General features: G+C 37.8%; 23 protein-coding genes. 8 read left to right on the top strand and 15 right to left on the bottom strand.

Features of this window, described 5'->3' with window-relative positions; all coding sequences use genetic code 11:
* Position 1: 1 nt before the first annotated feature.
* Positions 2 to 832 (top strand): M48 family metallopeptidase, encoded by an 831-nt coding sequence (locus AAFF35_RS23800; RefSeq protein ID WP_342329060.1) that lies wholly within the window; start codon positions 2 to 4, stop codon positions 830 to 832.
* A gap of 46 nt (positions 833 to 878) precedes the next feature.
* Here AAFF35_RS23800 and AAFF35_RS23795 read toward each other — a convergent pair whose 3' ends face one another.
* The 4 genes from AAFF35_RS23795 to AAFF35_RS23780 form a co-directional block, all read right to left on the bottom strand.
* Positions 879 to 2,132, bottom strand: coding sequence for an anthranilate synthase component I family protein (locus AAFF35_RS23795; RefSeq protein WP_342329059.1), 1,254 nt, complete (start codon positions 2,130 to 2,132; stop codon positions 879 to 881).
* Between the two features lie 95 nt (positions 2,133 to 2,227).
* Positions 2,228 to 3,505, bottom strand: a complete 1,278-nt coding sequence (locus AAFF35_RS23790; protein ID WP_074606778.1) for an adenylosuccinate synthase — start codon at positions 3,503 to 3,505, stop codon at positions 2,228 to 2,230.
* Between the two features lie 40 nt (positions 3,506 to 3,545).
* On the bottom strand, positions 3,546 to 4,037 hold the full coding sequence (locus AAFF35_RS23785) for a transcriptional repressor (protein ID WP_073233751.1): 492 nt from the start codon (positions 4,035 to 4,037) through the stop codon (positions 3,546 to 3,548).
* A gap of 63 nt (positions 4,038 to 4,100) precedes the next feature.
* Complete coding sequence (locus tag AAFF35_RS23780; protein ID WP_342329058.1) at positions 4,101 to 6,311, bottom strand: bifunctional (p)ppGpp synthetase/guanosine-3',5'-bis(diphosphate) 3'-pyrophosphohydrolase; 2,211 nt, start codon at positions 6,309 to 6,311, stop codon at positions 4,101 to 4,103.
* Between the two features lie 347 nt (positions 6,312 to 6,658).
* On the opposite strand from AAFF35_RS23780, the gene AAFF35_RS23775 reads away from it, so the two are divergent.
* The 4 genes from AAFF35_RS23775 (at position 6,659) to AAFF35_RS23760 (ending at position 9,958) form a co-directional block, all read left to right on the top strand.
* A complete protein-coding gene (locus AAFF35_RS23775) occupies positions 6,659 to 7,279 on the top strand; it encodes a DUF4294 domain-containing protein (RefSeq protein ID WP_342329057.1) in 621 nt (206 codons plus the stop codon).
* Positions 7,280 to 7,282: 3 nt separating this feature from the next.
* Positions 7,283 to 7,780, top strand: a complete 498-nt coding sequence (locus AAFF35_RS23770; RefSeq protein ID WP_342329056.1) for a glutathione peroxidase — start codon at positions 7,283 to 7,285, stop codon at positions 7,778 to 7,780.
* 24 nt (positions 7,781 to 7,804) lie between these two features.
* On the top strand, positions 7,805 to 8,521 hold the full coding sequence (bshB1, locus tag AAFF35_RS23765; protein WP_342333375.1) for a bacillithiol biosynthesis deacetylase BshB1: 717 nt from the start codon (positions 7,805 to 7,807) through the stop codon (positions 8,519 to 8,521).
* 75 nt (positions 8,522 to 8,596) lie between these two features.
* Positions 8,597 to 9,958 (top strand): acyl-CoA dehydrogenase family protein, encoded by a 1,362-nt coding sequence (locus tag AAFF35_RS23760; RefSeq protein WP_342329055.1) that lies wholly within the window; start codon positions 8,597 to 8,599, stop codon positions 9,956 to 9,958.
* A 1-nt stretch (position 9,959) separates the two neighbouring features.
* On the opposite strand, the gene AAFF35_RS23755 is transcribed toward AAFF35_RS23760, so the two are convergent.
* The 4 genes from AAFF35_RS23755 to AAFF35_RS23740 form a co-directional block, all read right to left on the bottom strand.
* A complete protein-coding gene (locus AAFF35_RS23755) occupies positions 9,960 to 10,364 on the bottom strand; it encodes a hypothetical protein (protein WP_342329054.1) in 405 nt (134 codons plus the stop codon).
* Positions 10,364 to 11,695: an L-lysine 6-transaminase gene (gene lat / locus AAFF35_RS23750; protein ID WP_342329053.1), complete on the bottom strand. Its 1,332-nt coding sequence runs from the start codon at positions 11,693 to 11,695 to the stop codon at positions 10,364 to 10,366. The genes AAFF35_RS23755 and lat overlap by 1 nt, the downstream gene beginning before the upstream one ends.
* Before the next feature lie 427 nt (positions 11,696 to 12,122).
* Complete coding sequence (locus tag AAFF35_RS23745) at positions 12,123 to 12,533, bottom strand: hypothetical protein (RefSeq protein WP_342329052.1); 411 nt, start codon at positions 12,531 to 12,533, stop codon at positions 12,123 to 12,125.
* A gap of 102 nt (positions 12,534 to 12,635) precedes the next feature.
* Entirely contained in the window at positions 12,636 to 12,806 is a 171-nt protein-coding gene (locus AAFF35_RS23740; protein WP_342329051.1) for a hypothetical protein, read from the bottom strand.
* A 462-nt stretch (positions 12,807 to 13,268) separates the two neighbouring features.
* Between AAFF35_RS23740 and AAFF35_RS23735 the strand changes: the two genes are divergently transcribed.
* From AAFF35_RS23735 to AAFF35_RS23725, 3 genes are all read left to right on the top strand, one after another.
* Positions 13,269 to 13,799, top strand: coding sequence for a hypothetical protein (locus AAFF35_RS23735; RefSeq protein ID WP_342329050.1), 531 nt, complete (start codon positions 13,269 to 13,271; stop codon positions 13,797 to 13,799).
* A gap of 1 nt (position 13,800) precedes the next feature.
* Entirely contained in the window at positions 13,801 to 15,837 is a 2,037-nt protein-coding gene (locus AAFF35_RS23730) for a hypothetical protein (protein ID WP_342329049.1), read from the top strand.
* Between the two features lie 706 nt (positions 15,838 to 16,543).
* Positions 16,544 to 16,819, top strand: coding sequence for a hypothetical protein (locus AAFF35_RS23725; RefSeq protein ID WP_342329048.1), 276 nt, complete (start codon positions 16,544 to 16,546; stop codon positions 16,817 to 16,819).
* Here the strand turns inward: AAFF35_RS23725 and AAFF35_RS23720 are convergent.
* From AAFF35_RS23720 to AAFF35_RS23690, 7 genes are all read right to left on the bottom strand, one after another.
* Complete coding sequence (locus tag AAFF35_RS23720) at positions 16,814 to 17,563, bottom strand: hypothetical protein (protein WP_342329047.1); 750 nt, start codon at positions 17,561 to 17,563, stop codon at positions 16,814 to 16,816. The genes AAFF35_RS23725 and AAFF35_RS23720 overlap by 6 nt on opposite strands.
* A 98-nt stretch (positions 17,564 to 17,661) precedes the next feature.
* The gene (locus tag AAFF35_RS23715; RefSeq protein ID WP_342329046.1) at positions 17,662 to 18,648 is read right to left on the bottom strand and encodes a hypothetical protein; all 987 of its coding nucleotides are present in this window, start codon (positions 18,646 to 18,648) and stop codon (positions 17,662 to 17,664) included.
* Positions 18,649 to 18,719: 71 nt separating this feature from the next.
* On the bottom strand, positions 18,720 to 19,469 hold the full coding sequence (locus AAFF35_RS23710; protein WP_342329045.1) for a Cthe_2314 family HEPN domain-containing protein: 750 nt from the start codon (positions 19,467 to 19,469) through the stop codon (positions 18,720 to 18,722).
* Between the two features lie 19 nt (positions 19,470 to 19,488).
* Positions 19,489 to 20,292 carry a hypothetical protein gene (locus tag AAFF35_RS23705; RefSeq protein WP_342329044.1) on the bottom strand — a complete coding sequence of 268 codons (804 nt, stop codon included), beginning with the start codon at positions 20,290 to 20,292 and terminating at the stop codon, positions 19,489 to 19,491.
* 185 nt (positions 20,293 to 20,477) lie between these two features.
* Positions 20,478 to 22,223 carry a hypothetical protein gene (locus AAFF35_RS23700; protein WP_342329043.1) on the bottom strand — a complete coding sequence of 582 codons (1,746 nt, stop codon included), beginning with the start codon at positions 22,221 to 22,223 and terminating at the stop codon, positions 20,478 to 20,480.
* 72 nt (positions 22,224 to 22,295) lie between these two features.
* Positions 22,296 to 24,035 (bottom strand): DUF4209 domain-containing protein, encoded by a 1,740-nt coding sequence (locus AAFF35_RS23695; protein WP_342329042.1) that lies wholly within the window; start codon positions 24,033 to 24,035, stop codon positions 22,296 to 22,298.
* 682 nt (positions 24,036 to 24,717) lie between these two features.
* Positions 24,718 to 25,359 (bottom strand): phosphatase PAP2 family protein, encoded by a 642-nt coding sequence (locus AAFF35_RS23690; protein WP_342329041.1) that lies wholly within the window; start codon positions 25,357 to 25,359, stop codon positions 24,718 to 24,720.
* Between the last annotated feature and the right edge of the window lie 133 nt (positions 25,360 to 25,492).

The raw sequence follows: 25,492 nt of genomic DNA, 5'->3' as shown, positions 1-25,492 counted from the left end.
CATGAAAGCTTTAAATTTAATGGTCATTGCTGCGGCAGCGATGTTTTCGATATCCTCCTGCTCCACAGTTCCTTTAACCGGGCGTAGCAGGCTGAGTTTAATCAGTGAAAGTGAAATGAGGGGTGCAGCCTCACTGGAATACAGCAAAATGCTGAGAGATCCGGGAACTAAAGTCCTTAATAATGCAGATGCCCAAAGGGTAAAGCGTGTAGGTCAGAAAATTCAGGCCGCAATCACAAAATACATGAATGCAAATGGTTATGCAAGTCAGATTCAGGGCTTCGCCTGGGAATTTAACCTGATCGATAGCAAAGAAGTAAATGCCTGGTGCATGCCGGGTGGTAAGGTAGCGGTTTATACCGGACTTTTGCCGGTGGCAAAAGACGATGCCGGATTGGCAACTGTAATGGGACACGAAATTGCCCATGCGATTGCACAGCACTCTTCAGAACGCGCTTCGCAAGCTGCCTTGGCACAAGCGGGCAGTGGGATCATAGGTGTAGCTACCGCCGGTAAATCAAGCGGTACTCAGGAGATGATTAGTCAGGCTTATGGATTAGGTGCGCAAGGTTTTGTATTGTTGCCCAATTCGAGAAAGCAAGAGCTGGAAGCAGATAATTTAGGACTTACCTTTATGGCCATTGCCGGATATGATCCTGCAACAGCAGTTACTTTTTGGCAACGCATGGCGAATGCCAGTAAAGGATCTCAAAAACCACCTGAATTTTTGAGTACACACCCTGCAGATGCAACACGTATAGCGCAGATTCAAAGACTTTTACCACAGGCACAAAGATATTATAACTCTACAACGGGGAAACCAATCAGGTAGTTTAAAATCAATTCAGAAGAAGGCCGTTAGCAAATAGCGGCCTTTTTTATTGGGCTAATGTCTGGATAATTGCGGAAGCTTTGACCATGCATTCTTCATATTCCCCCTCAGGACTTGAGGCATAGGTGATGGCACCTCCAACCTGGAAGGATAAATATTTTTCTGTTTCCTGGTACAGGATGCTGCGGATGATGACGTTAAAATCAAACTCGGCTTCCGGACTGATGTATCCAATGGAGCCTGAATAAGCCCCACGTTTACTCAATTCATGAGATTCAATCAATTCCATAGCCCTGATTTTAGGCGCACCGGTCATGGAGCCCATTGGGAAGGTGTTTTTGATGGCATCAATGAAATGTAATTCAGGCTTCAACTCACAGCTGATGGTTGAGATCATCTGATGGACTTGAGGGAAACTATAAATGCCGAATAACTCTTCCACTTTTACACTGCCCTTTATGGCACTCTTAGTCAGGTCATTTCTAACGAGGTCTACGATCATTACATTTTCTGCCTGTTCCTTTCCATTTTTGCTCAGCTCCTGTCTGACCTGTTCATCGGCAATGGCGTCCGGATGTCTTCTGGCTGTGCCCTTGACGGGCTGGGAGATGAGTTTGCCTTCGCGCTTGCATAGGAAACGCTCCGGGCTGGCAGAAAGGATATATTGATCCTGAAATTTAAAATATCCCGCAAATGGGGTGGGTGAAAGCGTATTGAGCTGGTTAAATATGGCTAAAGGATCTATTTCTGCATGTTCTGCAAAGAACTCCTGACAATAAGTAACTTCATAAATATCACCCCTGTTGATGTGCCGCTGTAACTCCGATATTTTTTTTAAGTAGGCTGCTTTATCGAGCTTGTGTTGAATGTTCAGTGCTTTTGCAGGCACTGGAATAACCAGTTCCGTTTGAATGATTTCTTTAAGTACGTCCCCGTCCCCAAGTATTACTGCGATCTGACCATCTTTTATGGTGATTAGGTATTGAGGAACAAAGAAGAAGAGGTCAGGAAAATGGAGGGCATCCGGATTTCTGGAGTACAATTGCTCTTCTTCATTTTTCAGATCATAACTGAATAATCCGAACATCCAGGTTTTATGCAAGTTATAGAAGGATCGCAGCGCGTCAAAAGCCTGTCCTATCGGTGCATTCAAAACTTGTGTCGCTCCGGCAGCAATTACAAAATCAAACTTTCCAAAGGGATCGCTGTAGCTGTTGGAATCCAGGCAACAGCAGATGTCAAAGGAGTTGGCCCATTGAAGTGCCTTGCTTTTAAATAACGATATATCCGGGTGACTCATTTGAGGACAAAGTTAAAAAAATAATGGGCTGAACCCTGGTTTTATAAACCAAAAAAAGGCGGCCATCGGCCACCTTCTATATTAGAAATAACATTCTAGTTCAATTCTAAAGTCTGAACCCTGTCTGGTCCAACTGAAAGATATTTTACAGGTACTGCTAACTCTTTCTCTAAGAAAGCGATATAGTCTGCAAGTTTCGCAGGAATTTCTGCTACTTTATTTACTTTAGTTACATCTGTTTTCCAACCTTCAATCGCTTTTAATACCGGAGTAGGTTTTACTGTAATGATGTCGTATGGCATATAGTCAATGGTTTCACCATTGTGCTCATAATGCGTACAGGCATAGATGGTATCAAAACCGTCCAGTACATCTGCTTTCATCATGATCAGCTCAGTAACGCCGTTTAACATGATCGCATATTTTAATGCAGGTAGATCAATCCATCCGCAACGACGGGCACGACCGGTAGTTGCACCGAACTCATGACCAACCTGACGAAGGTTTTCTCCAACTTCATTGTCCAGTTCAGTAGGGAAAGGTCCACCACCAACACGGGTACAATAAGCTTTAAAAATACCATATACATGGCCGATTCTGTTAGGAGCAATTCCTAAACCTGTACAAGCGCCAGCGGTAGTGGTGTTTGAAGAGGTCACAAATGGATAAGATCCGAAATCTACGTCCAATAGTGTTCCCTGTGCACCTTCTGCCAATACTGTCTTTCCTTCTTTAAGGAATCCATTTACATAATGCTCACTATCTACATGAGGAATGCTTTTCAGGAATTCGATCGCTTCAAAAAATGCAGCTTCTCTTTCTGTCAAATCATATTCAAAATTATAATGAGAAAGCATCTCTTTATGTTTCTCAACCAGTTTGTTGTAACGGTCTTTGAAATCAGGAAGGGTAGTATCACCAACTCTTAATCCGTTACGTCCGGTTTTGTCCATATAAGTCGGGCCAATACCTTTTAACGTAGAGCCGATTTTGTCCTTGCCCATTTTTTGTTCATTTGCCGCATCCAGTAACTGGTGTGTTGGCAGAATTAAATGTGCTTTACGGGCAATCACCAATTTCCCTTTTGCTACAGGATCATGGCCAGCTGCTTTAAGGTTGTCTAACTCTCTTTTTAGAATGATAGGGTCAATAACCACACCATTTCCAATTAAGTTCATTGTTTTTTCATTGAAAATACCTGATGGAATGGTATTTAAAACAAATTTTTTGCCATCAAACTCTAAAGTATGTCCGGCATTCGGACCGCCTTGAAAACGAGCTATCAAATCATATTGCGGACTTAGAACATCAACAATTTTTCCCTTGCCTTCATCGCCCCATTGCAGGCCCAGAAGCACGTCTACTTGCGTCATTATTTAAATTTAAGAATAGAAATATTATAAATTGGATATATTAACTTGCATGTTTAATGTCGGCATTCTGATTGTTCATTGCGTGTTTTGCAGAACAATCGAAACAGCTGCCATAAAGATTAAGAGAGTGATGTTTGATCTCAAACTTTAATAAATCACCAACCATACTCTGTATCTGGTGGATACGTGGATCGCAGAATTCTACTACTTTCCCGCAGTCAATACAAATGATATGGTCGTGCTGATGATAGCCATATGATTTCTCAAATTGGGCCATATTTTTACCAAACTGATGTTTAGTAACCAGATCACAGGAAACCAATAACTCTAAAGTGTTGTATACAGTAGCCCTGCTTACACGATACTTTTGGTTTTTCATGTGGATATAGAGGGTCTCTACATCGAAATGGTCATCTCTGGAATATATTTCTTCTAAGATGGCAAAACGTTCCGGTGTTTTTCTCAGACTTTTATTTTCGAGATAAGCTTCGAATATTTTTCTTACTAACTCGCTGTTGTGGTTTGTAGACATAGTTTTTAAACTCCTTTCAAAGGTACCAATTTTTATATAAATCTGTATGTTTTATTCGTTTTTTTAGGCATCAAAACGGGTAACGCCCGTTACGCCTTTTACTTCCAGCAGATTTTTAATCAGGTTGTCTAAGTGCTCTTTATCATTTACAAAGATCATAATTGATCCGTCAAAAATGCCATTATCTGTGTCTACAGTAATAGAACGCATATTTACCTTGAAATCTCCTGAGATTACTTTAGTGATGTTATTGATCAAACCTACATCATCAATTCCGATAATGTGCAATCCTGTTAAAAACGTGAGTTCTTGCTGACGGTTCCATTTTGCTTTCACTACCCGATAGCCATAATTCGCCATCAGCTGTGCAGCATTCGGACAATTTGTACGGTGGATCTTAATGCCCTCATTAACCGTTACAAATCCAAAAACATCATCTCCTGGAATGGGATTACAACAGGCAGCAAGGGTATAGTCGATCTTTTGAAGGTCTTCACCAATCAATAGAATATCAGATTCAGGACCTTTAACACGACTCAGCAATGCTTCAATCTTTTGATTGTCGCTCTTCTCTGAAGAGCCCCTGTTTTCGATCTCTTTTTCACTCGCCAGGTAATCCTTTAAATCTTTTAATTCAATCTTACCATTGGCGATGTTAATGAACAGTTCCTGTGTAGAAGGCAATTTAAAGAAGTAAGTCAGCTTATTCAGGTTATCCGTATTGTAAGTGATCTTTAAGGATTTAAGCTTACGCTCCAACGTTTCTTTGCCCTGCTCTGCAATTTTTCTTTTCTCTTCTTTTAAAGAAGACTTGATCTTCGATTTGGCTTTTGCAGTAACTACAGTGTTCAGCCAGTCTTCTTTAGGAGTCTGTTTACTGGAGGTAATAATTTCTACCTGATCTCCATTCTGTAGCTTATAAGATAAAGGAACCAGTTTATGGTTCACTTTTGCCCCAATACATTTTGCCCCGACATCGGTATGGATTTCAAAAGCAAAATCTAAAGCAGTAGCACCTAAAGGTAATTGTAACAAAGCCCCTTTAGGGGTAAAGATGAAAATTTCATCCGAGAAGAGGTTCATTTTAAAATCATCCAGGAAGTCTAAAGCATTAGCTTCCGGATTGTTCAACATTTCCCTCACTTTCATGATCCATTGGTCAAGACCATTGTCATTACTCGATTCTTTATATTTCCAGTGGGCAGCAAAACCTTTCTCCGCAATCTCGTTCATTCTTTGGGTACGGATCTGAACTTCAACCCATTGTCCTTTAGGACCCATCACCGTGGTATGCAGCGATTCATATCCATTTCCTTTCGGAGAGGAAACCCAGTCACGCAAGCGGTCAGGATTTGGACGATAAAGATCGGTTACAATAGAATAGGCCTTCCAGCAGTCTGCTTTTTCATTTTCAGGATTGCTATCCAGAATGATCCTAATGGCAAAAAGATCATAGACCTCGTCAAAAGGGATATTTTTACTCTTCATCTTATTCCAGATCGAGTGGATCGATTTCGGACGGCCATATATATCAGCCGTCAGCCCCTGTTCTGCCAGGATCTCATTGATAGGCTCGACAAATCTTTTGATGAATAAGGTTCGCTCTGCTTTTTTCTCGTTCAGCTGAGTGGCAATGTATTTATAGGTGTCTGGCTCCAGATACTTCATCGAGAGATCTTCCAGTTCAGATTTAATCGCATATAGACCCAGACGGTGGGCCAGGGGTGCGTATAGATAAATGGTTTCCGAAGCAATCTTTAACTGCTTTTGCCTCGGCATAAAGTCCATCGTCCGCATATTGTGTAGCCGGTCAGCAAGTTTAATCAGGATCACCCGTACATCGTCTGCTAAAGTCAGCAGCATCTTCCGGAAATTTTCCGCTTGCAAAGAACTGTTATAATCGAAAACACCGGATATCTTGGTCAGACCATCAATGATCTTTGCCGTTTTCTTTCCAAATTCCCGTTCAATATCCTCTAATGTGATGTCGGTATCTTCTACGACATCATGTAATAAAGCACATACAATCGAAGTGGTTCCCAGTCCGATTTCTTCCGCGGCAATCTGTGCAACAGCAATAGGGTGATAAATATAAGGCTCTCCCGATTTCCTTCGCATATTTTTATGACTTTCAAGTGCCATATCAAATGCTTTACGGATCTCTTTCTTATCTCCTCTTTGAAGTGTTGGCTTACAGGCACGCAAAAGCGCACGGTATCGCTTCAATATCTCTTGCTTCTCTGCTTCTAAATCAATCACTAATGTGTTCTTCATCAATATATATGGTGTTTTTTCTTAATCTGCTATTTTGTCGGTTGTTCTTCTTGAAACGGCGCATGAACAGACGAATTTACGCATTTATCAGTCCATTGCCGGATACTTTTGTTAATATAAGCTTTTTGTAAAGATCATGTTAGTATATGCAATAATTCCTCCAATTTTAAGTTTGTCATATTAGGCCAGCCTGGGGTTTGTTCTTACGAGAGACTAGTTTCAAATGATACCGGTTTCAATTGTATTATTTACGTCAGAATGATATCGATTTGTTGTTAAAAGATTATCTTAGACATGAAATAAAACTAATATGTTATTTTAGCCTTAAATGGAAGAGGTATAAATTTATGAAATTTTACAGGTTATTTTTTCTGTCAATTGTCATTATTACAGGTGCTTCTGCCAAAGCGCAGCAGCAGGGTTCTGTGAAAGTGAAATTTCCCGTTTTGGGAAAGAATGACACGATTCGGGTAGCCTCTACCAATGAAGATGGAGAAATGATTCCCTGGATTCCACTCAATGAAGTGGTCATTTATGGTTATAGAATCTTCAAAAGCCCTGAAGAACGTGCTGCCTTCAATCGCTTACGTTACAATGTGATGAAAGTGATGCCTTATGCGCTTTATGCAAAAAGAAGATATGAGCAGCTGGAAAAGGACCTGGCAGTAGCCGAAGATAAAAAGCTGCAAAAGAAGTTGGTTAAACAATGCGATAAAGAAATTAAGGATATGTTTAACCGGGAAATCAAAGAACTTACCATTTCCCAGGGACAGATTTTAACAAAACTGATCGACAGGGAGTTGGGAAGGACCACCTACGAAATCGTTAAGGAAACCAAAGGCGGAATCACCGCATTTTTATATCAATCTGTGGCTAGAGTTGTTGGTCACAATCTCAAAAGTAAATATAACCCATCGGAAGAGCGGGACATCGAATCCATTATTCTTTCTTCCGGGTTTTACCAATAAAATATGTCTGATAACTCAAAAAGTGTACACCAGTTTAAGGTAAAATTGATCAATGGAACAGAAAAGAAACTTTCTGACTATAAAAACAAAAACTTATTAATCGTAAACATTGCTTCTGGATGTGGCTTTGCGCCTCAGTTAAAGGAGTTGCAACAGTTGAGGGAAGAGCTTAAATCTGAGGACTTTGAAGTCCTCGCTTTTCCATCCAATGATTTCGGGCGACAAGAACCGCTTGAAGGAGAAGCGATCCATTCTTTCTGCGAACTGAACTATGGTGTTCAGTTTCCTATCTTTGAAAAAATTATGGTCAGGGGAGAACAGGCGCATCCCTTATTTAAATTTCTTGGTGATAAAAAACTCAACGGAAAACTGACCTCCACCCCAAGGTGGAACTTTCACAAATACCTGGTGAATAAAAAAGGAGAAGTAGTGGACTATTTCTTCCCTTTTACCAAACCCTTATCCACAAAAGTGAAGAAAAAAATACAACGTCTGGGCTAAGCCCAAAACATTTTAAAGCAAATGATGAAGTTAGATATATTAGTCCTTGCCGTTCATCCGGACGATGCAGAGTTAGGATGCTCCGGAACTATTGCCAAACATATCGCAATGGGAAGGAAAGTCGGAATTGTAGATTTTACCAGGGGAGAACTTGGAACCAGGGGGTCCGCAGAGATCAGAGATAGGGAAGCAGCAGATTCTGCAAAGATCTTAGGCCTTCATGCCCGTGAAAATCTGAGATTCAAAGACGGCTTTTTTGTAAACGATGAAGAACATAAACTGGCGGTGATTAGAATGATTCGTAAATACCAGCCGGAAATCATTTTGACAAATGCCCTGCACGATAGGCATCCAGATCACGGAAGGGCCGGAGATCTGGCAAACGACGCCTGCTTCCTATCCGGATTGTCTAAAATTTCTACGAATATAGATGGTCAGGAGCAGGAAGCCTGGAGACCGCGTCTGGTGCTTCAGTATATTCAGGACCGTTACATTGAACCTGATATTATTATAGACATTACGCCTTACATCCAGACCAAAATTGATTCCATTAAAGCATTTAAAACACAGTTCTTCAATCCTGATCATGAAGAAGCTGAAACTTATATTTCCTCCCCCGAATTTTTCGATAGTGTGATCGGCCGTGCCCGTGAATTTGGAAAATCAATAGGGACAACTTACGCAGAAGGTTTTACCTGTCGTAAACTTTTAGGCGTCAATGATCTTTTTAACCTGAGTTAGCACTCTTTAGACGGCGTTTATCTGACTAAGCCAACAAATTGGCTGTTTTTCTGTTTTTAAAGGAAACAGCAAAACATGGCCAATATCTTCTCTTCCCTAAAAAATGCATATACCCTTTTTAAAACCGTTGATTTTCAGAAACTGGAAGCGCTTTCTAAAAAGGTAGACCTGACTAAAATTGTAGACTCTGTATCCAACCTTGATGAAACCCAATTACAGGGGTTAATGAAGATGATTGGTGGACCACACAAGAAAAGAGAACTTCCGCCTATAGAAGGAGATTTTTACCACCTCGGTGATGAAGCGTTGAGTGATGAAGACCGCGCTTTACAATTGAAAGTGCGCGCATTTTTGGAAAAGGAAGTCAAGCCTTTGGTCAATAAGTACTGGCTCAAAGCGGAATTCCCTTTTGAGCTCATTCCCGGAATTGCCGAACTCAATATTTGTGGCCTTACCTACGAAGGTTATGGTTGTCCCAATAAATCAAACCTGATGGAAGGTATGCTGGCGATGGAAATGGCCAGGGTGGATACTTCCATGTCTACCTTTTTTGGGGTCCAGAGTGGGTTGGCCATGGGCTCTATTTACCTGCTTGGATCTGAAGCTCAAAAACAAGAATGGCTGCCCGATATGCAACAACTGAAACTCATTGGTGCATTTGGATTGACAGAGCCGGAAGTGGGCTCAGGTGTTGCTGGAGGATTGACGACTACGGCAAAACGGGTAGGAAGTAAATGGATACTCAACGGACAGAAAAAATGGATCGGTAATTCTACTTTTTCCGATGTGACGATCATTTGGGCAAGGGATCTGGACGATCAGGAGGTAAAGGGCTTTTTGGTAAGAAAAGGGACTAAAGGGTTTGCCGTAGAGAAGATGGAAGACAAAATGGCTTTACGCATTGTACAAAACGGATTGATCACTCTTACCAATTGTGAGGTGGAAGGCCAAGACCGTCTGCAAAACGCGAACTCTTTCAAAGATACTGCAAAAGTATTAAAGATGACCAGGGCTGGAGTGGCATGGCAGGCCGTGGGTTGTGCAAGAGGGGCCTATGAAAGTGCCCTGCATTATACGCGCACCAGAAAACAGTTCGGAAAACCGATTGCTTCCTTCCAGCTGATTCAAAACCATCTTGTGGAAATGCTGTCTAACCTGACGGCCATGCAGACGCTTTGTTTTCGGTTGTCTCAGCTCCAGGATCAAAATCTGTTAACCGACGAACATGCGTCATTGGCAAAGGTATTCTGTTCAATGAAAACCAGGGATGTAGTGAGCAGGGCGAGGGAAGTAATGGGTGGGAACGGGATCCTGTTGGAATATGATGTGGCTCGTTTTGTAGCGGATGCTGAAGCCATCTATTCTTATGAAGGAACGAAAGAAATCAATACACTGATCGTAGGCAGGGCCATCACCGGCTTTTCTGCCTTTGTATAATCTATTTAAAGGGATATCTGGTAATACTTGTATTGCCCATTGCGCTTTTTTCGTAAAGGGCAATACAAGCATTGTTAAATGAAGGATCAAAATTTTGTTTTCCCGGACCTAGCTGATTGGGGACAGGACTACCTTTGATGAAAAAATATACCTTGGTATTTCCACCTTTATGATGGGGCTTGAAATTACCATAAGTTTCCATTTCAGACCAGACCGTATCTTTAACCGTTACCGCAAATACATGCTGTATTGGTCCGGTATTGTTGTCGTTGCGATAATGGGCTACTTCTGTGAATTCCCCTTTCAGGTTCTCCATACCCGGTTGGGTAAAAGTGCCTTTCATCATCCAACCGACCAGTAATACCACCAGTATACCAAGAAAAATATTGACCTTCTTTTTACCCATTATAGTGCAGGTAAGATTTTCTCCATTGCGGTCAGGCCTTCATCAATGTGTTTTTTCTCGATACAAAGTGCCGGTCTGAAACGAATGGTCTGATTTCCACAGCCTAAGAACATGACGTTCTGTTCCATTCCTTTTTGAATAAAGGCATTACGCATGTCTTTATTTGGAAAGTCAAACGCACAAAGCAAACCTTTACCTCTTACATTGCTGATTTTATCATGCTTCTGTGCAAGTTGCTCCAGATTCTCTTTTAAATACTGACCTATGTTTGTTGCATTGTCACATAATTTATCGTCATGAAGGATCTGTAAGATCTGCGTAGAACGAACCATATCTACCAAGTTACCACCCCATGTAGAGTTGATTCTGGAAGGAACCCTGAATACATTGCCTTCTACCTGATCTACCTTATCGCCAACCAGAATTCCACATACCTGCATCTTTTTACCAAAAGCAACGATGTCAGGACGCGCTTTTTCGCTGTAATGCTGGTGACACCAGAATTTACCGGTAAGGCCCACACCAGTTTGAACCTCATCGTAAATTAAAAAGGCATCGTTCTCATCTGCAAGACTTTTTAACTGAATCAAAAACTCTTCACGTAAATGGTTATCACCACCTTCAGACTGAATCGGCTCCACAATGATGGCACAGATTTCATCTTTATTATCCGCAAAAGCTTGTTTGATCTGAGCAATAGAGGCTTCTTCAGTATCAATTGCCTTTTTTAAATTTTCATCCTGTAAAGGGAATTTAATGGTTGGTACGGAAACCCTTGGCCAGTCGAACTTTGCAAACCACTTCGTTTTATCAGGAAGGGTATTGGTTAAACTTAGGGTGTATCCTGTTCTGCCATGAAAAGCTTTTTCAAAATGCAGTACTTTAAATCCTTTTTCTTCTTTAATCCCTTTGGCAAAGTTCTTCTGAACTTTCCAGTCCATCGCTACCTTAATGGCATTTTCAACCGCCAATGCTCCGCCTGCAATAAAAAAAGCATGAGGAAGGTAAGAGGGGATTCCAACTTTAGAGAACGTATCTACAAACTGGGCATATTGTTGTGTATAAACATCAGAATTGGAAGGGTTCGACATGGCCGCCAATAAAAGACTCTTTTTAAAGGCTTCGTCATTGACCATTTTCGGATGGTTGTATCCCAATGGAACAGACGCAAAACAAGTAAAGAAATCCAGTAAGTTCCGCTTATACTTGGAGTCGTAAATATAAGCCCCCTGGCTTTTTTCCATATCATAGGTAAGGTCAAAACCATCGGCTAAAATGTGTTTGCTTAAAGTTTCATTTACCTGATCGGGAGCTACAGTTAGTTGATACATAAAATCTATATTTTGGTGTAACCAAATGTAACAAAAAGTGCCAAATTAACAAATGTGGGCACTATTTGGACTTGAAAAGTTAAAAAGTAGGTTTAAACTGTTTAGCCCCACTTTTATAAGAAGAAATGGTGTTATGGAATGGAAATGTGGAAAACTTTTCGTCTTTTGTTTCGAGAAGTGGGTTTAAACGTCACTGATGCTGATTTCAGGTTAAAAAAATGTTTAAAATTAATATTTTTTTAATTTGTTTTCGAAAAATAGGTTTAAATATCACTTTAATGACTGCGCCATTTTACAAATTTGATGCTGTGTAATTATCAGTTTTAACACTTTTTGAATCTTTTGAAATTTAATATGGGAACGCAAATTTACAAATATGGTTTTTGATAAAGTTATTCCCGAACTGTGATCAAAAGCATCGGAAGTTTCAGTTGCTATTCTTTCCCTTATTCTGAATTTTTCGAATATCCCCCTTTATGCCTTTTCTATGAAAAGTTGTTCTCCCCCCAAAAAGTAATATATTTTTTATTTTACTAATTCTTTCCTCTTTTGAAAGTCGATTTTTTGTTTTATTCTTTTCTTCCCGCACACCAATTATGGAGTGAAGATTGTAATTTATTGTGTTAATGAGGTCACTCATATTCTCCAATATTTCTGCTATTAACTTGATCGACTCAGTTTGCTCACGATAATTTTTGATAATCTCAGTCATCCTGGTAGAGTTGGGATTAACTTTATCCGAACAAATTAGTGCATTTTTTTTCTCAGACTTTAAAGGATCGTTAATTATTCCCGTTTTTGTTACTGAGTTTTTGATCGATTTTAGTTTTGAATCCATGACAATGAAGTTCAATTATTGAGTTATTAACTATACGAATTCTATATCCCAATCCAGATCTCGATATTTTCTATAAGAAGTGCTTTAGCATCATTCCAATCCTCAAACTTTTTGTTTAGATTTTTTGTCTTTTGCGAAGTTATCTAGATAAGCTTCAATTTTATCCTGTTCTTCAGTAGTTGTATCGTTTGAGTTTCTCTGCCCTAAGCCTTCAAATTTTCTGATTAAGGATTTTAAACCATAATAATCATACTTCTCTAGTCTCAACTTCATTTATTAATTCGGTACACTCATTGCGTATTTTAATGAAAGTGGGGAAGAACCACATTTACTGAAATGCACAGATCCAATAGCAGCCTATCGAAAAAGGGACTTGGAGGATTATGAGAATAAACTGTCATTGCTTAATAATGAGGTATGGCAGCTAACCAAGCGTGTGTTAGATCAAGAAGAGATCATTCGACTTTTGAAAGAAAAGGAACATTTCTTAAATCTTTCAAAATAATTTCATTTTAATTTTCTAAGGTTTCCTGTCGATATTGGCGGACGGCAAAACAAAGTTAATGATTGTTTTGCTAAAAATAATAGTAAAATAATCATTAACTTTGTTTTCCTGCTACTAAAACGCATGCTGAAATTCTTAAACTTTAATATTTTCAGAGTGTTGGTAACTTAGCTGCCGGAATTATGGTTTAATTTGGAAACATTCTATCTTTACTTAAACAACCTTAACTGATGAGTAAACTGACAGCCTTTGATTATTTTGTGAATCAAATTGTTAATTGGTATGTTGAGCAGGGCGGTGATTTGGAAAACAATGACCTTTCAAAGCTAAAGCTCACTAAACTATTGTTTTTTACCTGCGCTGCATCTACAGGTCCGGACAATCCTGCCCTTCTGGAAACTTTTGATAATTTTTATGCTTTGCCTTACGGTCACGTAGAAAGTGACATTCAGGATCAAATAGAAAACTCATTTTTTTTCAACATCACCAAAACCAGGTTATATTCAAAACCTGACACTGGTGTATATCAGGTACAGGATGTAACGCAGGCAGTACAGGATCAAATCAGAGGTGCGGTAGCCATATTGAAATTTGTAAACTCGCATTTGGTTAGATTACCCGCGTTTGAATTGGTAGATTTGAGCCACCGCTGGCAATCCTGGAAGAGTGTTTTTTCTCTGGCACAGCAGTACGGCAAATATTCTATGAAAATACCGAGGGAAATGATCATGAATGAGCCTAAAATCTTCTTGCTGAACTGACATGCAGCATCTGGACAAGGCGCTCTCTCAGTTGCAATCTGACTTCCATGCAGGTTGGGCTATACCCTTAACTGTCGCAATCGCGATAGATGACATCAACATTGATCAAAACAAGTTAGATGCTCAACTTGCAATTTTAAATATTTTGAATGCAGCGTCCAATAAGTTTTATAAGGAACTCAATTTCTCAGTAATCACAGGCGAATATCTCGAAGATTTAACCATTGCGGCATCTAAAATAGATTCGATTGATAATTTTATTGTCAATCTAATGGGATTTGATGTCCCGGGATTTCCAAATATGCTCGTTCTGTACCAGCAAGTTTTTAGCGAGGGATTTTTTCAACTGATAAGAAACAGCTTTCAGCAATACAAGTCCCTGCTCAAGCATGTCGAAAGACATATTACTCACCAACCGGGATCGAGTATGATCTTTCACGAGCTGAACGAAAACAGATCAAGTACAAGCCGAATGGTCAGTGTAGCCATAACCTTGGCTGAATTGTTCCAGATCAATGTGACTATTTCTGAGATTGATCACCGGTTGAGTTATGATAAAAACACCTTCAAAAGTCTACTTTTAAGCCGGCATCAACTTAAAAAACCTGTGTTCGCAGGACCTGATCTGGAAATTATCAAAGCTAAATGTGAATTTCTGCTATACAAACTATCGTTCAGGCTACACCAGTCAAAAAAGAAGTTTGATTATGTTATTGATTTCAACTATTCCACGGTGAAGCTGAAGGAAGTTTCTCACTTCTCAAAATATAATGAAATCATTAAAGGTCATTATGGAGAAAATGTGACAGTTCCAGCATTCAATTCTAGGTCGGCGGCAGCAAAAATTAAACACGGCTCTTCACCGGGGACATTGAACCTAGACGAATATCACGCCCTGACTAAAAGATACAAAGATGTGGAGCCCGACATTCCGGCTTTATCAGATCTAAAATCAAAGTACAGTTTGCGTTACGACCAATTGATGGCTCAGCCTTTGAGCAGTTTTGATAAGAGGGCCTATGATATTGCTTTCTGCTATATCGAAAACAACCTGTTTTCGCTTGAACTTAAACAAAAGAAAATTGACCTGAGCAACTGGGAGGCAAAACTAAAATCGTACACCAGTCGTGCAAATTCTCTGAACAACAGTAATTTTTTTCCCTACTATAAAATTCTCAGGGAATTTTTGGACCCTGAAATCGAACGTCAGTTCAAGCAAAACGATGAAAAGAGTTTGTTAATAGTTAAAGATTTGAAAGGAAAATACAAGGAAAATCTGGACCTTCTAATCCTGAATACAGAAATCTGTGAGGAAACAGAATACCTTGCTTTTCAAGCCGACTACCAAACTTCATTAACAGACATCACAGACAGTTTGGGAACAACCTACAAGTGCTTCGTTTCATCAGCTTTTGTGCTTCCTTTAGAATATACAGAGTACAAGGATGAAGTGGAAACCTTTAAATCAAAGCTGACCAAATACAATGCAATGTATGACGTCCAGGAGTTACTTCAAAACGATCACAGGGATATTCAGGTTGTTAAAGAAGAAATTGAAAAGACAGATAAACGGCACATAGAGATACTTTCTATTTTTGCAGCTTTAGTGATGTTCGTTTCCGGTGAAATACAGATTTTTTCGAAGCTGGTCGACATGCGTGAAGCGGTAACATTTACCCTGTTTTTCGCTTACGGTCTTGGTCTCTTTGTATTGATGATCTGGTTCATTACCCGGCCTAAGGGACTTAAACGTGCGTCGCTTTCATCAATGCACTATTTTATTGTTGCTGTTTTTTTAATTGGAATGATTTCTGGAATTGTTTACGTAAATAAAAGCGATCATCCAAAAACCGAATCAGAAATGAAGATAGATTCATTAAACAGTACGATTGAAATACTCCGAAAACAAGTGACGATCGATTCTCTGAACTCTCGAAAGACAAAGCCTGAGGATCCAAAAGCCCAATCGGTTAGTAAAGATTCAACAGAAGATAAGAATACCCGACCAAAAGCTAAACCGGGAAAATCTCAAACTTGAGTACTACCGGGATAGCATTTGAAACTGACTGGGGTACCTATTGACTCTAACTATTAAAAATCTGCAACCTTCCAAGTGCGACATTTTTGTCCTGTATGTATATCCAAGTATCGTATATTAGATTATTATCTTTCTCATTTTTAACTTAATATTTTTTAGTAAAAGCTCAACAATGATAAAGTCTCGGTATGCTAATCCGTTTGCAATCTTCATTACATCTTTTGGAACTTCAGGTGGGTATTTCATCGAACATGGCCGCTCATTCCGCAATTAAGCTGACCCCTGTTTCCGTTTCAAACTGGTTCTTCGCCACTTTTGGTGGTAGCTTCACAGACTCCTGTGATTATTTATATTATATATGCCTTAAAGTGAGTTTAGATTATCATTTTGAAAAAAGATTATAACTAAAGTCTGGCTTACCACCAAAAGTGGGGAAGAACCAGTTTTGCCGAAACTCCCAAATAAATAAGGTCTCTGTAAAAAAGGGGAGGCAATTGGCAATAATCACGCTAAATAGTAGGAAGAAGAACTCAAACGAAAATATCAGTAAATAGCAAGGTTGATGTTGATGATTAGTACGGAAATTTAGCTGTTTTTTTGTGAAAATCACCGGCAGTTGCGGTGTTTGCGTGTATTTATTGTTTGATAAAAATCGCAATGAGGGATACCTTTGTGTAGATCAAATTTTAAATTAATTGAATCAACTATGGAAACTATATTACTAAATGCAATCTCAGTCGATGAATTTATGGACAAGTTACGTGTAATGATTAAGGAAGAGTTGAAAATTGCCTTACAGCAAGATCAGCTCCTGACCAAGGAAGGAGCATTGAAAATGATAGGAGCGAGCAGTGTAGTATTTTTGAAGGCCATTAATGATGGTATTGTAAAGCCTCAGTTGGTTAAAGGACGCAAGAAAGCGATGTATCTTGAGTCAGAAGTTTTAAAGATCGATGTTCGAAGGCGTAGAATTAGCTCATAACTGGATCATATCGTCTTCTTTGACCGGGATAAAGATTGTTCTTTTCTGGCTAAGTAGTTCCAATGCGTTGTTGGCATAATTAAAATTTTCACACCACTTCTTGCAACGTTGCTTAATGTCATTGCTAATATATTTTTTAAGGGAATAATCATATTTTACCATAGCATAGTTTCCTTTATAGATGTCGATGTAATCTTCAAGCTTGTATTTAAAGAATTCTTCTTCGAGATTTTTGAGGTCTTCTTTAATGATTTCAACGGAAGGTTTGGGGTAATCTGAAATGTTGATGTCCTGAACGTCATCAGGTATCTCATAGGATTTTTTTTTCCTAGTGACTTTTTTGTTCAAAACGGCCGAGGCAATTCGTTTTTTTAAATTGTCCTCTTCTTCCTTTAACTGCATATACCTAGCCAGTTTGACGTTCCTTTCCTTAAGTTCTTTAGCTAGTTCAAGAATATCTGCTTTGTTGTAATAATGTGACCTACCTTGTTTGAAATAATTGGAAAAGCCGAATTGTTCCCGGATAAATTTACCGGTACCATAATGGGCATCCTTAAAATACTTGTACAGATCGTGTTCGGAGAGCCACTGGTCACTTGTTTTTTTTAGTTTCTGAAACTCCTTTGCAGCTTTATCAAGCGTAGGAGCAGATAATTGCTCAGATTTAGGCAAGTTTGAGGTTCCGGCGAGTTGCGCCATTGCAGCTTTTAATTGCTTTAACTCCTCAAGTATTTGTTTTTCCATGATATAAGTAACTAGAATTCAAATTTGGTAATATCGAAATTACGAAATATCTGTAATTGAACTATTCTCATCTTTAAAATGATATTTTAAAAGTTTAACTAGGCTTCTCCTGTCTTGAGAGGGCTTTCTAACTTTATCCTTTCGGTAACTTTAGTTGGCTGCATATCAAGGATTAAGCCTGCATACATCTCAACGTCAGTTTTTATATTATCTGGATGCACATCAAAACGCGGATCCGGTTCTCTTGTTTCATAAAGATAAATCTCAGTCATTGTATCTAAGAGCAAGAATAACCGGTTACAATTCTCCCAGGTTGCAAAGTGATTATCATTAAGTAAATGAGCAGCCAGATGTCTATTGAAATTCGAATGTGAATCACCACTTTGTGTCGGTTTAAACAAGTGATCATTTAATATTTTGTCACAGACCTTATTGAATACATTATGAAAAAGAACATTACTTGGACATGGTTGACGTATGTGAGAGCGTTTGAAGAATTTACGGTGGTCATCAAATTCTGGTTTATTGCCTGTGCCGGAATATCCCGCCCATCGCAGTAAAACTCCTTCAATTACTGGTGCTAATGTCAAATAGGCACTAATATAATTTTGCCTGTAAAAACAGATAAGGGCTGCATCAATGATTTGAACAAATGGCTTAAATGGTAGTAAAGTTTCGAATCTGCCCTTTTTTTGCCTTGCCCTAAAACCTGGATGCATAGATTTTTTACTTAACGATTCTATTATTTTCATCTCGGATTCGGGTAGGGCCTCGGATAAGCTACTTAAATATTCGACATCTGCCATCGTTGCCAGGCTATATAAAAGGAGGGCATAGTCAGCTAATTTTTTATTGAGGGCTAAAACTTGTTGAATCTCTTGATTTGAAGTAGCGGAAACATTTTGTTTGAGCATATCTTTATCACGCTGTTCTTCAGCATCGGCTAAATAAAGCGCATAAGTTTTGGCACTAATTGCGAACCATCTCTCATTTTTGATTTCAAGCTCGTTTTTGGCTTGCTCTAGAGGTGTTCCATTTTTTAGCTTTTCAATTAGTAACTGAGCGATTTCAGCGGTTGTTGGCATTTAATCAATATTTTGTGATGCTGTGAAGCAATTATTTTTGTTGTTCTTCAATTCTGTCTTTATGTACAATATTAAGTTCTTGAAGTGAACTTTTTTAGGCTATTGATTAAGGGTTGTGTCAAAAAAGTATATATTAACTTTACTATCTGATCAACGTTTTGTATATAAACTTTGATGATATTGGTGATTTTATCAACCATTTTTCGTTGAATATCTCCCATTGCAAAAGAATACTTGTACTGTTCTAAGTGATTCTTATGCTTAAAGTCGTATTTATAATAGATATCCAGTAATGTTAGGTCTTCAAATTGTATGGTGCCATTATGGGCCAGGTGGTTCCGATAAGGTTTTAGTTTGTCAAGTTGTCCTTTTACTTGATTCCATACAGCTGGAAAATATGGGTATTGTGAGGGCAGAATTTTTAATAATTGATTCTCCATGCTTAAACCTTTTTTTAGGTCTAAAAGAAGTACGTCATTTATAAGCAGTAAGAGCAGGTCCTTCACTTTTCCAATTCTTATAAAGAAATTCTCGTAGTGATATCTGATCAGTTTTGCTGAATCTGTTTCACGCTCTAATTTTGAAAAACCTGGATCATGTTCGGTTATTAATGTTCTTATCATTTCCATATCTTCCGCATTTTGAATTATTTCGGCGACCCGATTATGAACTCTCGATATATAATTGCCAAATGGTGTATTTGTAAACTCTTTGTATTTCTGATTATTTTTATAACCAGAGTATTTTACAAATACAGCATTAAGTGCTTCAATAAAAGGCGTATCCCCTGATTTCATCTCGTTAAATTCCTTGTTGACCATATCTGATTTAAAATTATTTCTAGGATAATTGCATTTGTGTGTTTCCTTTTATAGCCTCAACGATATCAGGTCTAAATTTTTTTAGTACGCCATCAAAAATGTCTTGAACAAAAGGGGCTACCCAATATTCTGAATCTCTTTCGGGCTTTTCACCCATGTCCAAACTATCTATATAGTCACTGGACATCATATAATTGTCAGAGAAAAAAAACAGATAACCTATATGCAGAATAAAAATTTCTCTTAGGTCCGCTCTAAATTTATTCAATAGATCAATTCGTTCTTCGATATAAACTTCGCTGTTGTTTAAAAGAAGTGTATGGTAATAAAGGTAATGAGTGTGTTCGTTACATCTTTGCCTAATAGATTCAAGTGAACTTTTCTTAAAATCGCCACCATTATATATAAGCTCAGTGATTTCTGCTACTTTTTTAGAGTTGATGATGTATTTGGACATCTTTTCAAATCCTGGTATAGTTTCTTTTCCTTCTATCCAATTATTAATCTTTTCGACAATATAATTGTCAAATCCAAAGTGGTCATCTAGGTATAATTTTGAGTAAAGATTGATGATTGCCGAGTCGTAGTATTTGCGAAGTAGGGTATAGGCATCATTTATCCTTCCTTTTTTTAATATGTCAAAAATGGATTCTAATGTACCTTGGATTGAGTTAAATACATATGTGTCAATGTTCAGTATGTTTTTTACCCCCTGAGTTACCCAGTGCATATTCAGGTCTGCCAAATGATCGTAGAATTTTGAATATGTCGCTAAATCGTTAAATAATGGATGTTCTTGGTAATCTTTTGCTTTGACTTGCATATTCAAATTTATTGAAGTTTAATTGATATGATCAAAATTAACAGGTAACTGCGCAGTCAAGCTGCGTAATTAGAAATATTTATATTATTTGTTGTTTATAAATAGGTTTATAATGGTTTTACTGGTGTATGTAATATCATATGACCCATTTCTAACCCATAGTTTCGGTTGATCAAGAATTCGATCTACAGATGATGCTGAAGTTTTCTTGTAAACAATAAAAAATTATCGGGTATTTCAAGCTTTATCTGTTCAGTTAGGTAGTAAACGATTTTTAGGACGCTCTGATGACTGGTCATAAACTTTTCAATCCTGATTCTGGTGGGTTTTGGTGTTTTCGGAAAGAAATTTATGAAATTTTGCAAGAAAGTGTTTGTGTCTAATAATACTTTTAAATCCTCGTTAACTAGAATAGGGATGCTATTGAAAGCATTTTCTATTAGCTTAAGTTTAGGTTTAATCTCTCTTATGGGGCTATCGAATAAAATAAAATCTGCCTCGTCAATGCCTTGTCTCATAAGCATATGTAAATTTTTGTTGAAATTGACAACGGAGGATAGAAAATCCTTTTCAAGATTGTCAAGCATCTTTTTTACATTGATGTTCTTTAGAATAGCAGTATAAACAAAAAAATCAGCCTGTGATTTTATAACATTATACTTGCCATCTTTTTCGATCACCAGTAAGAGATTCAAAAAATTGGCAAAATCACCAATGTGCTTGAATTGTGTATGCCCTTCTGTAATTATTTTTGATACTTTACTTATCGGTGCGTCTAGATCTAAGCAAATGTCCAGTAAATAATCGATGTCCAGTAATAAATGGTAGCATTGGTGTTTTGGGTTTTCGATTTTACCAGTATGGGAAAAACTATTTCTCAGATCAGCAAGTGTGAACTCATAGTAATCAAACGTGTAATGGGCGAATTCATAGTAATCTCGGATTGTGCTGACCTTTTCAGTTAACGACCCCTTATTGGGTTTCTTTGCGATCATGTTGAGTACCTCGGTAAAAATACCCTCCACCTGTGGCAAGGCAAGTGCAAATAGTGAATACCATTTTTTTTCAACCATTAGGAAGGACATTTCCTCAAAGATTTCTCCTCGTTCTCTTATTACCGGAAGATTGCCTAGCTTCTTTATTATTTCCTGAAAAAATGATAATGGATTTATCCTGCGTTCGAAACCTTCATTTATTGTGGCAGTATAATGCATTGGAATTTTCACTATGTTTTCTAGCCAATTCAGTTTGTTTAGTAATGGGTTGATTCTTCTGTAGTCAAGCTTGTCTAAGTTTAAATGATATTCATAGCCAATGCCAAACTTAAATTCCATATAGGGGAAGTCGCTGGCTTTATCCATTTGTTCTCTAAAGTGCTTGAATCTTTCATCTATTTCGAGAGGCAAACCAGGTGTCGCTTTTTCGTAAGCACGATGCAGTATACCGTTTAAGAGATAGCTGATTATTTCTTCTTTTTTAGCCAGGGTTCTTCTGTAGAAGGTCAAATACTTTCTTTCCTCATTATTTCTTGGTGTGGAAGGCTCTTGATTGTATTTAATGATGAAAGGCAAAGAATTGTAATGTACTAGTAATTCTTCAAGTAGCGCCAGATGTTTTTTTGCCTCTGATTCAAGCTTGTTTTTTATTGTTAGTAATTTTGAGCCTAGATTTAGGTAAATCCGGACAAAATATGTTATTGGTTTATCGGTTTTTCTAAGGAGCCCGGTCACATCCAGTACTTTCTGTGCATACACTTCTACGGACTCTTCTGTCTCTTGTAACTTCCTGAAATTAAAAATCTTTAAAGCTTTATAGGCTAATTGCCATTCAAGTAGTGTGAAGAACTCTTCGATCTTTATTTCTTCTCGCATGCGTTCAGAAATAAAGCTCATAGAAAGATGATCTTCCTTGTAATCTTTAAAATTGATCATAGTTTTTATTGAAAAGAGCTGGATAAATATTGTATTGCTAATTTGGATTCAAAAATCAGAGTTGCATATTTTTTAAGGTTGTTTATACTCTATCAAACGGATCATTCCCAATGTCAATATTGCATGAAATAGCCTTTGGGCTACATGGGTATCTAGCAAGTTAGGGTTTATCATGCCGTGCGAAATCCTATTTCTTAGATTCCATCCCCGGGGATCTGTAAATAGAATTTTGAAGTAGTAGATACTGCTTTCTCCGAAAACCTGTTCAATGATCTTGTCCTCTAATAGCTGGTGAAAAGTTTTTAACTGATAGGCTTTGTTTTTATCAACAAGGATATTACCTCCGTTCATTTCCAGTAAGTTCCGGATAGCCTCCTCGAATTGGGGAACAACCAAATGAGCAAAGATTTGGTAATCCTTTTCAAAGAAAGCCTCTATTCCCCGGCAGATTATAGCAAATCGGTCTTCTTCTATGATACAAGATTTTTTTAGAAAGGCCAAGGTGTTATCTACTGTGAGATATCCGGTTGTTGTCGCCATATCAAACAATATGTGTGTCAGTAGGCTGTGCATATGAAGTTGCATGCCGGTATGTTTTGCTAAATGGCCTTCAAAATCTTTCTCAATAGAGCCAACTTGTGCCACCTGTCTTCCTTTTTCGTCAACTATGGTATTTGTTACTAGATATTGAATTGGATGTTTAGAAGCAGTATTCCTGAGTTCTTTTTTTGTATTATCCAATTTTGGTATCAGTAGCTCAACAATTAATGATAATACTGTCTCAGCGTCCCCGACAAGTATTTTTTTCAAGAGTGCCTTTAGTTCAGTGGTGTCTATTGTTTGCTCTGAAACAATAGATTTCATTTCCTCATTAGATTTTTTTCCTAACTCACGAAGCTGGATCAACACTTTAGTTGCCTCGTCGTGGAGATGATATTTCCTATAAATGTGTAATAATTCGTCAAGTTGACCGATTGCTTGAATAGGTATTTCCGTGGAGGCTTTGTACTGATAGGCATAACCCAAATCAAGTATTACTCGTTTAACTTCTTCAGGCTTTTCTTTTTTTAAATAGTATTGAGCAAGTCTACTGGCTGCTGCTGCACTAGCCCAAGGGTCGATATGCTTGAGGTATTGAAGCCGGGATTCAAGTGTTTTTATTACCTGGTCTTCTTCGTCAGAATTGAGCCAATTCTTTTTTCCATTTAAAAGTAAGTCAAAGGTAAAGCCCCATTTATTTTGTTCTTCTGTTATCGGAATATGTTGTTCCAATCCTATAACTTGGGTTTTTATCCTACTGATTAGTGAAGTGTTGCTGTAGGCAGAGGCTACTTCAAGCGCTTTTCCTAGTTTTTTTATTGCGAATTTTTCAATCAAGTAAAGTTTTTTCTCAACTGTCTCGATTAATGCCGTAATATAATTTTCTGCGATAAGATGACTGACCTTTTTGCCCGTAGTTGTTTGTGTAAATTCATATAGAAGTCCTGAAAACCTTGTTTTAAGTACAGGATGTGTGAGTCTGTCCATTTTTTTATGCCAGAACTCAATTACTTTAATTGTAATTAATTCTGGATTAGGATAAGGTTGGTGTCCGGTATCGGTTTGTAAATATCTCGAGGGCTGATAATGCCCACCCCAAGTTGAAGTTTGGCTGCTATAATTATCTAAAAACTGAAACGCCAGCATATCAGCATATAGTTCTGTTTCAGTCTCCAGGTTTATAGTCTTTAGCTGTTCATGAAGCTTGTGTGCGATATCCGTTTCGTTGATTGCTTCATATGGTTGTTGTTCAAAGGCGTTAAATAGGTTCATTATTTATTGCATAAAAAAGATATCTCTAAAAATGTGACTTATTTACGATAAAGGCAATAAGTGTATTACGTTACTGATTAATCAAATATTATAGAACAAATTTAGACAGTTGCCAAATGGTTAGTTTTGTTTAACGCGTCAATTTTTTGGTATATCTGTAAAAATAATAATAGGTTTTTTACTACCTTGAATAGATATGTGTTGATTCGGTTATAGATAAACTTCGGGATAAAGATCTAGCAATATATCTTAAACATCTTCCTGCACCTGCAGTTCTGGAATATTAGGTTTTTTTCTTAATAGAGTCTTTTGCTAGATTCGTGAATATTTATTTAAACCCTAATAATTATAGAAGATACTAAAATTAATGAAGATGATGTATGATATTGTATCAAAATACTGAAAAATATTCATTTTCTGCCTGATTGAAATCATCTGAAAAAGGGAAAAATTTGGGGAAAAATTGTGGTGTTTTTGATCCTTTTTTAACATTTTCAATAGTATAAAACAGTGTTTAAGTGCTTTTGATAGTGTTTTGTCTGAAATTTCTTTAAAACGTTTAAAGTATGATTTTAGTGAAAAATAAATTTTAAGCTCACAAATGTTAGTAATTTTCGGGACACGATTCAGACAGATTTCTCCGAAATTCCGTTAGAAATACCAGGGTGATTTTGGAATTTCCTTAGATTTCCTGCGCTTTAACCTTGAAATAAAAATAGCTGTTGGCAGACAACAGCAGACTGCCCAGTAAACTTCCTCCAATTACATCCGTAAACCAATGGGCTCCCTGATATACTCTTGATATGGGAATGAGTAAAATCAGCAGTATACAAATAGTAATAACCATTGCTCTCAAAATGAAAGGTATGGTTTTTACATGGTACATCATGACGATTAAAAATCCAAAAAAGACCACATAGAAGTTCACATGGCCACTGGGGAAACTCTGTTGCACTGTCTTTTCAAGAACATGTACTAAAGGTGCGGCAGGTCTGGGGCGGTCTACCAAAATCTTGACAACGGTACTTGCCACACCTGCAAATAAAGCGCTGAGGGTAAAGACCGCTTCCCGCTTTAATTTAAAAAGGAAAAATAGCAGTGCGGTCAGTAATACCATAATGAGGGAATAAGGCATCACACCAATAAAGCTGATAAACTTCATAATAGGGTCAAGGATTGGACCCTGATAGCTTTGGATAGCAATTGAAAAATTCTTGTCCAGGGAAGATAAGGGCATATAGACGATAAAAACGGTTAGCAGGACAAAAGCGAGTAGCCCTGAAATCAACAGACTGATTAAAATAAGTTTTCTTTGTTTATTCATTTTATAGGTAATAGAATCAATTTGATTTCAAAATACATAGAGAACGTTAGATTTAACGATTTAATGCTAAAATAACAGATGATTTTGTAGAAAATATGGATTTACTTATCAATAAATCTTTAGCACAAATGCT

Source organism: Pedobacter sp. FW305-3-2-15-E-R2A2, assembly GCF_038446955.1.
GTDB lineage: Bacteria > Bacteroidota > Bacteroidia > Sphingobacteriales > Sphingobacteriaceae > Pedobacter.
The sequence above is the reverse complement of the archived record's forward strand: the minus strand, read 5'-3'. Positions and strand labels throughout refer to the sequence as shown.

Excerpts from the sequence above, each read along its gene's own strand:
- AAFF35_RS23800 (WP_342329060.1), top strand. The coding sequence starts at position 2 with ATGAAAGCTTTAAATTTAATGGTCATTGCTGCGGCAGCGATGTTTTCG.
- AAFF35_RS23795 (WP_342329059.1), bottom strand. The coding sequence starts at position 2,132 with ATGAGTCACCCGGATATATCGTTATTTAAAAGCAAGGCACTTCAATGG.
- AAFF35_RS23790 (WP_074606778.1), bottom strand. The coding sequence starts at position 3,505 with ATGACGCAAGTAGACGTGCTTCTGGGCCTGCAATGGGGCGATGAAGGC.
- AAFF35_RS23785 (WP_073233751.1), bottom strand. The coding sequence starts at position 4,037 with ATGTCTACAAACCACAACAGCGAGTTAGTAAGAAAAATATTCGAAGCT.
- AAFF35_RS23780 (WP_342329058.1), bottom strand. The coding sequence starts at position 6,311 with ATGAAGAACACATTAGTGATTGATTTAGAAGCAGAGAAGCAAGAGATA.
- AAFF35_RS23775 (WP_342329057.1), top strand. The coding sequence starts at position 6,659 with ATGAAATTTTACAGGTTATTTTTTCTGTCAATTGTCATTATTACAGGT.
- AAFF35_RS23770 (WP_342329056.1), top strand. The coding sequence starts at position 7,283 with ATGTCTGATAACTCAAAAAGTGTACACCAGTTTAAGGTAAAATTGATC.
- bshB1 (WP_342333375.1), top strand. The coding sequence starts at position 7,805 with ATGAAGTTAGATATATTAGTCCTTGCCGTTCATCCGGACGATGCAGAG.
- AAFF35_RS23760 (WP_342329055.1), top strand. The coding sequence starts at position 8,597 with ATGGCCAATATCTTCTCTTCCCTAAAAAATGCATATACCCTTTTTAAA.
- AAFF35_RS23755 (WP_342329054.1), bottom strand. The coding sequence starts at position 10,364 with ATGGGTAAAAAGAAGGTCAATATTTTTCTTGGTATACTGGTGGTATTA.
- lat (WP_342329053.1), bottom strand. The coding sequence starts at position 11,695 with ATGTATCAACTAACTGTAGCTCCCGATCAGGTAAATGAAACTTTAAGC.
- AAFF35_RS23745 (WP_342329052.1), bottom strand. The coding sequence starts at position 12,533 with ATGGATTCAAAACTAAAATCGATCAAAAACTCAGTAACAAAAACGGGA.
- AAFF35_RS23740 (WP_342329051.1), bottom strand. The coding sequence starts at position 12,806 with ATGAAGTTGAGACTAGAGAAGTATGATTATTATGGTTTAAAATCCTTA.
- AAFF35_RS23735 (WP_342329050.1), top strand. The coding sequence starts at position 13,269 with ATGAGTAAACTGACAGCCTTTGATTATTTTGTGAATCAAATTGTTAAT.
- AAFF35_RS23730 (WP_342329049.1), top strand. The coding sequence starts at position 13,801 with ATGCAGCATCTGGACAAGGCGCTCTCTCAGTTGCAATCTGACTTCCAT.
- AAFF35_RS23725 (WP_342329048.1), top strand. The coding sequence starts at position 16,544 with ATGGAAACTATATTACTAAATGCAATCTCAGTCGATGAATTTATGGAC.
- AAFF35_RS23720 (WP_342329047.1), bottom strand. The coding sequence starts at position 17,563 with ATGGAAAAACAAATACTTGAGGAGTTAAAGCAATTAAAAGCTGCAATG.
- AAFF35_RS23715 (WP_342329046.1), bottom strand. The coding sequence starts at position 18,648 with ATGCCAACAACCGCTGAAATCGCTCAGTTACTAATTGAAAAGCTAAAA.
- AAFF35_RS23710 (WP_342329045.1), bottom strand. The coding sequence starts at position 19,469 with ATGGTCAACAAGGAATTTAACGAGATGAAATCAGGGGATACGCCTTTT.
- AAFF35_RS23705 (WP_342329044.1), bottom strand. The coding sequence starts at position 20,292 with ATGCAAGTCAAAGCAAAAGATTACCAAGAACATCCATTATTTAACGAT.
- AAFF35_RS23700 (WP_342329043.1), bottom strand. The coding sequence starts at position 22,223 with ATGATCAATTTTAAAGATTACAAGGAAGATCATCTTTCTATGAGCTTT.
- AAFF35_RS23695 (WP_342329042.1), bottom strand. The coding sequence starts at position 24,035 with ATGAACCTATTTAACGCCTTTGAACAACAACCATATGAAGCAATCAAC.
- AAFF35_RS23690 (WP_342329041.1), bottom strand. The coding sequence starts at position 25,359 with ATGAATAAACAAAGAAAACTTATTTTAATCAGTCTGTTGATTTCAGGG.